At 69.2% G+C, this 10,693-nt stretch carries 12 protein-coding genes; 11 read left to right on the forward strand and 1 reads right to left on the reverse strand.

Going from position 1 to position 10,693, the window contains the following annotated elements; genetic code table 11:
* From rpsK to AB1609_07535, 11 genes are all read left to right on the forward strand, one after another.
* Positions 1 to 166, forward strand: a 166-nt coding sequence (gene rpsK, locus AB1609_07485) for a 30S ribosomal protein S11 (protein ID MEW6046310.1), incomplete at its 5' end; no start/stop codon positions are given.
* Positions 167 to 246: 80 nt separating this feature from the next.
* The gene (gene rpsD, locus AB1609_07490) at positions 247 to 873 is read left to right on the forward strand and encodes a 30S ribosomal protein S4 (protein MEW6046311.1); all 627 of its coding nucleotides are present in this window, start codon (positions 247 to 249) and stop codon (positions 871 to 873) included.
* A gap of 56 nt (positions 874 to 929) precedes the next feature.
* On the forward strand, positions 930 to 1,874 hold the full coding sequence (locus tag AB1609_07495) for a DNA-directed RNA polymerase subunit alpha (protein ID MEW6046312.1): 945 nt from the start codon (positions 930 to 932) through the stop codon (positions 1,872 to 1,874).
* Between the two features lie 19 nt (positions 1,875 to 1,893).
* Positions 1,894 to 2,232 carry a 50S ribosomal protein L17 gene (gene rplQ, locus AB1609_07500; GenBank protein ID MEW6046313.1) on the forward strand — a complete coding sequence of 113 codons (339 nt, stop codon included), beginning with the start codon at positions 1,894 to 1,896 and terminating at the stop codon, positions 2,230 to 2,232.
* Positions 2,233 to 2,244: 12 nt separating this feature from the next.
* Positions 2,245 to 3,099: an energy-coupling factor transporter ATPase gene (locus AB1609_07505; protein MEW6046314.1), complete on the forward strand. Its 855-nt coding sequence runs from the start codon at positions 2,245 to 2,247 to the stop codon at positions 3,097 to 3,099.
* The gene (locus tag AB1609_07510) at positions 3,069 to 4,037 is read left to right on the forward strand and encodes an energy-coupling factor transporter ATPase (GenBank protein MEW6046315.1); all 969 of its coding nucleotides are present in this window, start codon (positions 3,069 to 3,071) and stop codon (positions 4,035 to 4,037) included. The genes AB1609_07505 and AB1609_07510 overlap by 31 nt, the downstream gene beginning before the upstream one ends.
* Entirely contained in the window at positions 3,997 to 4,788 is a 792-nt protein-coding gene (locus AB1609_07515; GenBank protein MEW6046316.1) for an energy-coupling factor transporter transmembrane component T, read from the forward strand. Before AB1609_07510 ends, AB1609_07515 begins: the two co-directional genes overlap by 41 nt.
* A gap of 5 nt (positions 4,789 to 4,793) precedes the next feature.
* Positions 4,794 to 5,651 carry a tRNA pseudouridine(38-40) synthase TruA gene (gene truA / locus AB1609_07520; GenBank protein ID MEW6046317.1) on the forward strand — a complete coding sequence of 286 codons (858 nt, stop codon included), beginning with the start codon at positions 4,794 to 4,796 and terminating at the stop codon, positions 5,649 to 5,651.
* A 25-nt stretch (positions 5,652 to 5,676) separates the two neighbouring features.
* Entirely contained in the window at positions 5,677 to 6,120 is a 444-nt protein-coding gene (gene rplM, locus AB1609_07525; GenBank protein ID MEW6046318.1) for a 50S ribosomal protein L13, read from the forward strand.
* A gap of 10 nt (positions 6,121 to 6,130) precedes the next feature.
* Positions 6,131 to 6,541 carry a 30S ribosomal protein S9 gene (rpsI, locus tag AB1609_07530; protein ID MEW6046319.1) on the forward strand — a complete coding sequence of 137 codons (411 nt, stop codon included), beginning with the start codon at positions 6,131 to 6,133 and terminating at the stop codon, positions 6,539 to 6,541.
* A 126-nt stretch (positions 6,542 to 6,667) separates the two neighbouring features.
* A complete protein-coding gene (locus tag AB1609_07535; GenBank protein MEW6046320.1) occupies positions 6,668 to 8,818 on the forward strand; it encodes a glycogen debranching N-terminal domain-containing protein in 2,151 nt (716 codons plus the stop codon).
* On the opposite strand, the gene AB1609_07540 is transcribed toward AB1609_07535, so the two are convergent.
* The coding region (locus AB1609_07540) for a PBP1A family penicillin-binding protein (GenBank protein MEW6046321.1) at positions 8,790 to 10,693 on the reverse strand (1,904 nt) is incomplete at its 5' end. The two genes, AB1609_07535 and AB1609_07540, sit on opposite strands and share 29 nt — an antisense overlap.

Here is a 10,693-nt window from a genome sequence, read left to right on the forward strand (position 1 = left end):
GGAGCACGGCATGCGGGAAGTGGAGGTGCGGGTCCGAGGACCCGGATCCGGGCGGGAGACGGCCATCCGTTCGCTCCAGGCCGCCGGGCTGGAAGTGACGGCGATCAAGGACGTGACGCCGATCCCCCACAACGGCTGCCGGCCGCCCAAGCGCCGGCGTGTCTAGTGGTGCTCCGGGCACATACGGCGAACACAGCGGAAAACGGACACGGCGAAAGAGTGTCAGGGGAGTGAGGGCAAGCTTACATGGGACGCCATCTCGGCCCCGCCTGCCGCCTCTGCCGGCGGGAGGGGGTCAAGCTATTTCTGAAGGGTGAGCGATGCTACTCAGAAAAGTGCGCCATTGAGCGGCGCAATTATGCGCCGGGGCAGCACGGCCAGATGCGTCGCAAGCCCACCGAGTACGGGCAGCACCTGCGGGAGAAGCAGCGGCTGCGCCGTTACTATGGGCTCATGGAGCAGCAGTTCCGGCGGTACTTCCGCTACGCGGCGCGGCGCAAGGGCGTTACGGGCGAGGCGCTGCTGAGGCTTCTGGAGATGAGGCTGGACAACGTCGTCTACCGGCTCGGTCTGGCCGTGTCGCGGCCGCAGGCCCGCCAGCTCGTGACCCACGGGCACTTCACCGTCAACGGCCGGCGGGTGGACGTGCCGTCTTATCCGCTGAAGGTTGGCGACGTGATTGGGGTCCGGGAGGGCAGCCGGGACGTTGCGCTGATCCGGGAGAACGCTGCGGCCGCGGCCGGACGAGGCCTTCCGGCGTGGCTCGAGTTTTGGCCGGAACGCGTGGAGGGCCGTATCCTGGCAGCGCCCACCCGGGAGCAGATCGACACGCCCGTGCACGAGCAGCTCGTCGTCGAGCATTACTCCCGCTAACGGCCAGGGATCCTTTTGGGCCACGCAGACGGGAGGCGGTAGTGGAGATGGCAGTGATGCTGGAACTGGAGCGGCCCACCATCCAGACGGCGGAAGTGACGGATACGTACGGGAAGTTCGTGGTGGAGCCGCTGGAGCGCGGATATGGCATCACGCTGGGCAATTCGCTTCGGCGGGTTCTGATGTCGTCGCTCCCCGGGGCGGCGGTGGCTACCATCCGCATCGACGGTGTGTTGCACGAGTTCTCGCACGTGCCGGGCGTACGGGAAGACGTGACCGACATCATCCTCAACCTGAAGGGCCTGGTGGTGCGGCTGCACGGGGACGGCCCCGTCACGGCGCGCCTGGAGGCCTCGGGAGAGGGCCCGGTGCTGGCCAAGGACATCAAGGTCGGCCCCGACGTGGAGATCCTCAACCCGGACCACGTCATCGCCACCCTTGAAAAAGGTGGGCACCTCTCCATCGAGATGACCATCGTCAAGGGCCGGGGCTGGGTACCTGCCGAGCGCAACAAGCAGCCGGGGCAACCCATCGGGGTCATGGCCATCGACTCCATCTTCAACCCGGTCCGGAAGGTCAACTACACGGTGGAAAACACCCGTGTCGGGCAGCGCACCGACTTCGACCGGCTGGTCCTGGAGCTTTGGACGAACGGCACCATCGCCCCCCTGGACGCGGTCTCCTCGGCGGCGCAGATCCTCATGCAGCACCTGGATCTGTTCAAGAACCTGACCAGGCCCGAAGAGCAGGTGACGCTGCTGGAAAGCCCCCAGGAGCGGGAGCGCAACCGCGTCCTGGAGATGCCCATCGAGGAACTGGGGCTTTCGGTGCGCTCGTACAACTGCCTGAAGCGGGCGGGCATCGACACCGTCGGGGAACTGACGCGCAAGACCGAGGACGACATGATGAAAGTGCGCAATCTGGGCAAGAAGTCGCTCCAGGAGGTCAAGGAGAAACTGGCCCAACTGGGCTTGAGCTTGCGCAAATCCGACGACGAGTAGGAATGGCGGGGGAGCACGGGTGAAGGCTCGTAAACTGGATCGCCGGTACGATCACCGCAGGTGGCTCTTCCGGCACCTTGCGACGCAGCTCATCCTGCGGGGCCGCATCCGCACGACGCTGGCCAAGGCCAAGGCGGTCCGGCCCATCGCCGAGCGCATGGTAACGCTGGGCAAGCAGGGGGACCTGCACGCACGCCGGCAGGCGGCGGCGTTCTTGACCGACAAGGGCGCGGTCCGGAAGCTCTTCAGCGAGGTGGCGCCCAAGTACGCCAACCGGCAGGGCGGCTACGTGCGTATCGTGAAGCTCGGCCCGCGCCGGGGCGACGCGGCGCCGATGTCCGTGATCGAGCTGGTGTAGTTACCGGAGCGAATGGACAGCGCTCTCATTCGGCTCGAAGACGTCCACTTTGCGTACGCCGCCGGTGGAGACTCCCCGGCGGTTGCCGCGCTGAACGGGATCACTGTGGAGGTGTTGCGCGGCGAGATCGTGGCGGTGGTGGGGCGAAACGGCTCCGGCAAGTCCACGCTGGCCCGCCACCTCAACGGGCTGCTTGTACCCCAGCGGGGGCGGGTCCTGGTGGACGGGATGGACACGCGCGACCCGGCGGCCACGTGGGAGATCCGGCGCCGGGTCGGCATGATCTTCCAGAACCCGGACAACCAGCTTGTCGCCACCACCGTTGAAGAGGATGTGGCCTTCGGGCCCGAAAACCTCGGCGTCCCGAACCCGGAACTGCAGCAGCGCGTCACGCAGGCGCTGGAGACGGTGGGTATGGCCGCCTACCGCCAGCACCCGCCGCACCGCCTGTCCGGCGGGCAGAAGCAGCGGGTCGCCATCGCCGGGGTACTTGCCATGCAGCCGGCGTGCATCGTGGCCGACGAGGCGACATCCATGCTGGATCCCCTGGGCCAGGCCGAGGTGCTCCAGACCCTGCAGGAGTTGCGCCGGCGCCTGAACGTGGCGGTGGTGCTCATCACCCACCAGATGGCCGAAGCGACGCTGGCCGACCGCGTCATCGTCCTGGAACAGGGCCGTATCGCCATGGAGGGTACACCCCGGGAGGTGTTGACCCGAACGGAGCAGCTGCGCCGGCTCGACCTGGATATCCCTCCGGCCGCGGCCGTGGCCGAGCGCCTGCGGCGCGCCGGCCTGCCCGTCCCGCCCGGCCTCATGACCCCCGACGAACTGGTGGAATGGCTGTGCCCATCAGCGTCCGTCACTTGAGCTTCACGTACATGCCGAACACCCCGATGGCTGTTCGGGCCCTCTCGGACGTGAGCTTCGACGTGGACGACGGGGAGTTCGTGGCCATCATCGGGCCGACGGGTTCAGGCAAGTCCACGCTCATCCAGCACCTCAACGGCCTGATTCGCCCCCGCCCGGCAACGGTCTTCGTCGACGGCCAGGACGTGGGCGACCGGCGCACCGACCTGCGCAAGCTCCGGCTCCAGGTGGGGCTTGTCTTCCAGTACCCCGAGTACCAGCTCTTCGAGGAGACGGTGTACGCCGACATCGCGTTCGGGCCGCGATCTGCGGGGCTGAGCCCGGAGGAGGTGGACCGGCGGGTCAGGCGGTCCATGGAACTGGTGGGACTGCGCCCGGCCGAGTTCGCGAGGCGCTCCCCCTTCGAGCTCTCCGGCGGCCAGCGGCGGCGAGCCGCGATTGCGGGGGTCCTGGCGCTGGGCTGCTCCAAGCTCATCCTCGACGAACCGACCGCGGGGCTGGACCCCGGAGGCCGGCGGGAGCTCTTGCGGCTGCTGTCGCGGCTGAACCGTTCCGGCATGACCATCGTGCTGGTCACCCACAACATGGACGAGGTGGCGCAGGTGGCTGAGCGCGCGCTCGTGCTGAGCGCCGGGAGGATCGCGGTCGACGCGCCCGTCCGGGAACTCTTTGCGCGCCACCGGAAGCTTCTGGAGGAGCACCACCTGAGCATCCCCGCCGCCGTTCGGATCCTCCACGAACTGCACGCCAGGGGCGCCGACGTGAGGCTTGACCGGCTGACAGTGGACGAGGTGGCGGGCGAAATCGCAAGATGGTGGAAGGGCCGGGCGACGCGCAACGGGGCCACAGGGGGCGCGCGCCGGGCTCCCGGCCTTTCGCCGGAGGGGAGGGCAGCGGGTGCTCACGGAGATCACCCTCGGGCAGTACGTCCCCGGTAGCTCCTTCTTGCACCGGCTCGATCCCCGCACCAAGATCGGCCTGACCACTGCCTTCGTGGTGCTCATGTTCCTGATCCAGACATGGTGGGGGTTTGTCGTGGGGGCGGCGATGGTGGCCGCGGCGGTGGCGGTGGCCCACCTCTCCCCCAGGTGGGTGTTGCGGGGGCTGCGGCCCATCGTCGTGCTGATCGCCATCAGCAGCGTGTTGAACGCCTTCTGGACGGAAGGGCACACCATCTGGCAGTGGGGGCCGCTCCGGCTGACGGCCGAGGGCCTGAACCGTGCCGGCCTGATGGGCGTACGGCTCATCCTGCTGGTGGCCGGCGCGTCGATCCTGACCCTGACCACCAGCCCCATCGACCTCACGGACGGTCTGGAGCGCCTCATGAGCCCCGGCAAGCGGTTCGGCTTCCCTGCCCACGAACTCGCCATGATGATGACCATCGCGTTGCGCTTCGTTCCGACGCTCATCGAAGAGGCGGACCGCATCATGAAAGCGCAGATGGCGCGGGGCGCCGCCTTCGATCGCGGGGGGATGCTGGCGCGGGCCCGTGCGCTTGTGCCCCTGCTCGTGCCGCTGTTTGTGAGCGCTTTTCGCCGCGCCGACGAACTGGCGCTGGCCATGGAGTCCCGATGCTACCGGGGCGGGGAGGGGCGCACCCGGCTGCGCCAGCTTCGAATGCACGCCCGGGACTGGGCCACGCTGGCGGCGTTCCTGGTGGCAGCGGCCGGGGTGAGCGTCTGGCTTTGAGAACCGTGAGGTTGACGGTGCAGTACGACGGCACGGACCTCTACGGGTTCCAGCGCCAGAAAGATCCCGCAAAGCCGACCGTACAAAGCCTCCTCGAACAGGCAGGCCGGGAACTTTTGGGCCACCCCATCGCGGTGGTGGGCGCGGGGCGAACCGACGCAGGCGTGCACGCGGTGGGGCAGGTGGCGCACTTCAGGACAAGAAGCCCCATCCCCGTTGAACGCATCGCCCCCGCCCTCAACCACCGGCTGCCGGCCTCGGTGCGGGTGGTCGAAGCAAGCGAGGCCCCGGCGGGCTTTCACGCACGGCGGGACGCGACCAGCCGGATCTATTGCTACCACGTGCTGCAGCACCCCCGCCAGGCTGCACTGCTCGGGCGCTTTTCGCTCTGGTGGCCACAGAGGCTTGACGTGGAGGCCATGGTGGCGGTGACCGCCCGGCTGACCGGACGCCACCGCTTCGACGGCTTCGGCAGCCCCACCCGGCGCGGGGCGACTACGTGGCGCACGCTGTACGGGTGCCAGGTGGACGTGCAGGAGATCCCGGGCGGCAGGTGGGTGCGGTTGTGTTTTGAGGCCGACGCCTTCCTGTACCGCATGGTACGCCGGATGGTGGGCGCGCTGTTGCGGGTGGGGGAAGGCAAGCTCCCGGCCGAACGGGTGCTGGACGCCCTCGAGCATCCCGAAGACTACCGGGCCCCGCTCGCACCCGCGGTGCCCGCCCGAGGGCTCGTGCTGGTCCACGTCCACTATGGCGCCCCTCCGGCGGGCCTCGGGGGATGCGGCGGGATCCTTGACACCCTGTCGGGCCTTTGGCTAGAATGGCCGCGTGGCTATCCGGGCCAGCCGGGTGCCTGCTCCTGAAGAAGCGAGAGGATGCCGCTGCTTTATGCCGGTCAACCCGTCCAAGACAACGATGGCTCGTCCCCAGGACGTCCGGCCCAGGTGGTACGTGGTAGACGCCCGGGGCAAGGTCCTTGGGAGGCTTGCAAGCCGCATCGCCACCGTGTTGCGGGGCAAGCACAAGCCGGATTACACGCCGCACACCGATACCGGTGACTTCGTGATCGTGGTCAACGCGGGGGGCGTGCGGGTCACCGGAAAGAAGCTGGACCAGAAGGTCTACAAGCACCACTCCATGCACCCGGGCGGCCTCAAGACGGAGAGCCTCCGGAGCTTGCTGGCCCGCCGGCCGGAAGAGGTCATCCGGCAGGCCGTCTGGGGCATGCTGCCCCATACCCCGATGGGGCGGCGGCAGATCAAAAAGCTCAAGATCTATGCGACCGCCGACCATCCCCACGCGGCCCAGAAGCCGGAGCCGCTGAACGTGTGAGGTGACGTATTTGTCAACGCTTGTGGGTGCAAAGCCGCTGGTGCTCGTCGCCGGACGCCGCAAGGAGTCCATCGCGCGGGTCCGTGTGGTTGCGGGCACCGGCCGCATCATTGTGAACGGCAAGGAGTACGACGAGTATTTCCAGAACCGCCCCGCCCTCCTTTCGCTGGTTCGCCGGCCACTGGAGGCGGCCGGTGCCCTTGACTCGCTGGATGTGCTGGCCACGGTACGGGGCGGTGGGATTTCGGGCCAGGCAGGCGCGGTGGCCCACGGGCTGGCCAGGGCGCTGGAGCGGATCGAGCCGTCCTGGCGGCCGCCGCTGAAGGCAGCGGGGCTGCTGCGGCGTGATCCCCGCATGAAGGAGCGCCGCAAGTACGGCCTGAAGAAGGCTCGCAAGGCGCCGCAGTACTCCAAGCGCTAAGAGAAGCGGCCCTACGCCTTCCAGGGCCTTTGGGGCGCAGGTACGTGAGACCGCCTGGCGGGTGCAGCCTTCTGGCACCGGCCAGGCGGTTCGTTTGCGGCTGAGAAAAGGGGCAGGAGACTGGCAGTGGCACAGCTCGTCATCAATGAAGGCGCGTTGTTTGCCGTTTTGTCGCCCTCCGGCGAGTGCACCGGCGCAGATGCCCTCGGCCTGTTCGCCCGGGATACCCGGTACCTCTCCTCCTACCGGGTCGGGATCGGGGACGGCGACGAGGACCTGAAGGTTTTGAAAGCGGCTCCGCTTGCGCCCTTTGCGTACCGAGTCTTCATGGCAAACCGCGGGTCTACGGCGGCCGGCCGGCCCCGCATGGCCCACTCCCTGGGAGTCGACCGGACTCTGGTGGCCGACGGGCACGCCTTTGTGGATGAAGCGCGCCTGACCAACTACGGTCACGAGCCCGTGGAGTTCGAGTGGCGGGTGCAGCTCGGCGCCGACTTCAAGGATATCATGGTCGTGCGAAACCACGCCCCGGGGCCAGAAGGGAAAAGCGAGGAGCCGCGTCCGGAGGGCCGGCGGTGGGTGCTCGGCTACCGGGGAGCTGGCGGCATGGAGCGTTGTCTCGTGGTGGCTGCCTCTCAGGACGCTGTTGCCCGGGCCGAGGGCGCGGGGCGGCTATCGCTTTCGTGGAAGCTGAATCTGGGGCCGGGCCAGAGCCGGCGGGTGGTCGTGTGGCTTGCGCCTCACGAAGGTACAAAAGCGCCCTTGCCCGAGCCGCCCGGCCCTCTGGAGGGCCTGGCCGGGCGCGCCATGGAGGAGCTCTCCGGCAGCTACCGGGCCTGGGACAGCGCGATGGCAGGCATCGAGGTGCAGGACGAAAGCCTCCGGCGGCTGCTCGTCCGGGGGCGAGAGGACCTGCGGGCCCTGGTCGCCGACTTCGGGGACGGGCCGTTCCCGGTGGCCGGCATTCCCTGGTTTGCGGCGCCGTTCGGCCGGGACAGCCTGTGGGCCGCTTACTTCGTGCTCCCCTTCGCACCGCACCTCGCCCGGGGGGTGCTCCTGACGCTGGCGCGGTATCAGGCGGACCGCTCGGACGACTGGACCGATGCGGAGCCCGGCAAGATCCTGCACGAGCTGCGCTTCGGAGAGGCGGCACGCCTCGGGCTGATCCCCCACCGCCCCTACTATGGCACCGTCGACGCCACCCCCCTTTTCGCCGCGCTGGCGGCGGACTACACCCTGACCACCGGGGACCGGCAGACGTTCGCCACCATTGAAGACGCGGTCTGGAAGGCCGTCGAGTGGATGGAGCGGTACGGGGACCTCGACGGCGATGGGTTCATCGAGTACCGGCGCCGCTCGTGGGCGGGGCTGGACAACCAGGGCTGGAAGGACTCGTGGGACTCCGTCTGGCACGCTGACGGGCAGCTGGCCCGCCCGCCCGTCGCGCTCGTGGAGGTGCAGGCGTACGCCTACCAGGCGTACCGGTCACTTGCCACCCTGACACGCCGGCTGGGCCGTGCCGGTCAGGCGGATGCCCTGCAGGAGAAGGCTTCGCAGCTTGCCGAGCGGTTTGACCGCTCCTTCTGGCTCGAGGACCAGGGCTTCTACGCCCACGCCCTGGACGCCGACAAGCGGCCGGTGGCCGCCATCACGTCCAACCCCGGTCACGCCCTGTGGGGCGGCATCGTGCCAAAGCGGCGTGCTCCTGGCGTCGCAGCGCACCTCACGGGGCCGGCACTCTTTTCGGGGTACGGTGTGCGCACGGCGGCCGCCGGCCAGATCCGCTTCAACCCGATGAGCTACCACAACGGTTCCGTCTGGCCCCACGACACCGCGATCGCCGCGGCCGGGCTGAGCCGCTACGGGTTCGTCCAGGAGGCGGCCCGGGTGGTGCGAGGCCTGCTGGACGCGTCCGCGCACTTCGAAGGTTCGAGGCTGCCCGAGCTCTTCTGCGGGTTCGGCCCCGAGGAGGGGCCGCCCGTTCCGTATCCGACGGCGTGCTCGCCGCAGGCGTGGGCGGCCGCCGCGCCGTTCCTTGTGGTGGCGGCGCTGACAGGGCTCGAGGTCGACGGCCTGTCGGGGCAGGTGCGAACCGGCGGCCGGCTGCCGGGATGGCTCGGTGAGGTACGCTTCGACAACCTGCCTGTCGGGGAGGGCCGCGCCAGCTTGCGCATCCGCCCGCTCGGGGAGACGGATGCGAAGGAGGCCGGCCAGCTCGTACCCGCACGGGCAGAGATCTCCGGCCCGGCTAGCCTTCTGGCGGCAGAGAGTCGGTAGGGGCCGCGGGTGCCCCCGGGCCGGCCTCCTCCGGCCCCAGCGGCGCCTCCGAACCGGCAAACGGCTCGGGAGGGCGCGCGCCCCGGCCCGGCGGCTGGATCCCCACCACGCACGCCGACCAGAAGGTGGGTTCCGTCCCCCTCACGAAGGCGTCATGCTCGACAAAACGGCACAGGCCCGCGGCGCGCCGCCCCGAGAAGACGTCCACCGGGACACCCGTCACCACGTTGTCCGGCACGGGAAAGTCGACGGGAGGCTCCTGCGCCAGCGCCTCCTCCATGAACGCTTTCCAGATGGGCGCTGCCAGCACCCCACCGGTGCCGCCGACCGGGGTGCCGTCGTCGTTGCCGATGTACACGGCGGCCACGAGCTGGGGCGTATAGCCCACGAACCAGGCGCTGATCAGGCGGTCGGTGGTGCCGGTCTTGCCGGCGGCCGGGCGTTCGAGCCGCGCCAGGTGGCCGGTGCCCCGGTTGAGGGCATCCACGAGCATGTTCGTCAGCAAGTAGGCCACCTCGGGCCTGAGCACTCGCCGGCCTTCGGGAGGCGGGGCCTGGAACCAGACAAACCCATCCTCGTCCACGACCCGCACGAACGCCCGGGCCGGCCTCCACACCCCTCCCGCCGCGAACGCCGCAAACGCCCGGGCCATCTCGAGGGGTGTCACGCCCAGGCGCAGGCCGCCGAGCGTCACGGCAAGGTGCCGGTCCTGCGGGGTGATGGTGCTGATCCCCAGGGCCGAAGCCAACTGAAGCGCCCGGTCGATGCCCACCTGCGACGCAAGCCATACCGAGCCGACGTTCAACGACATCACCAGGGCGTGCTTCATGGTCACCGGGCCCCAGTAGCGGTCGGCGAAGTTCCGCGGTCGGTATTCGCTGAAGCTCTGCGGGACATCCTGGACAATGGCGTTCATGGGCCAGCCCTGTTCGACGGCGACGGCGTAGACGAACGGCTTGAACGCCGACCCCGGCTGGCGGCGGGCGTTGGTCGCGCGGTTGAACTGGCTTTCCAGGTAATCCCTCCCGCCCACCATCGCCTTGATGTCCCCGGTCCGGGGATCGATGGCCACGATGGCGCCCTGGCGGTTGCCGAGAGCTCGCACTGCGGCTCGCTGCATCCGCAGGTCGAAGCCGGTGTGCACCCGCAGGCCTCCCCGCAGCACCAAATTGAACCCGAACCTTTCCTCCAGGAGCGGGCCGATGTAATCAAGAAACCACGGCGCCACCCCTCCCCGAACGCCCGCCAGGCGCACCTCCTCGGCCTCTGCCTCGCGCGCCCGCCGGGGCGAGATGAAGCCTACCTCCACCATGCGGCTGAGGACGACACTTCGGCGCTCGAGGCTCGCCTGCAGGTTGCGGTAGGGGGAGAGGGCGGAAGGCGCCCGGATGAGCCCGGCCAGCAGGGCGCTTTCGCCCAGCGTCAGCTGCTCGGGGCTCTTGCCGAAGTAGGTGAGGGCCGCCGCCCCCACCCCGGTGGCGCCCTCGCCGAAGTAGACGCGGTTGAGGTACAGTTCCAGGATGCGTTCCTTGGGAAACCGCAACTCCAGCATCAGGGCAAGGGCCGCCTCGTCCAGCTTGCGCAGCACCGTTCTCTGAGGCGAGAGGAACAGCGTGCGCGCCAGCTGTTGGGTGATGGTGCTCCCGCCCTGCACGACCGTGCGCGCCCGGAGGTTCGTCCAGATGGCCCGCGCCACGCCGATGGGGTCGATGCCGGGGTGGCGGAAGAAGCGTGTATCTTCGGTGGCGATGACGGCGTCGATGAGGGGGCGGGGAATCGATCGGAGAGGGACGAACGGAGCGTGGGGGGCGCCCACGGTCCCGATGGTCTCGCCGCTCACGTCGAAAACGACGGCCGAACGCGGCGGACGGGCAG

Source organism: Bacillota bacterium, assembly GCA_040754675.1.
Classification (GTDB): Bacteria; Bacillota; Limnochordia; order Limnochordales; family Geochordaceae; genus Geochorda.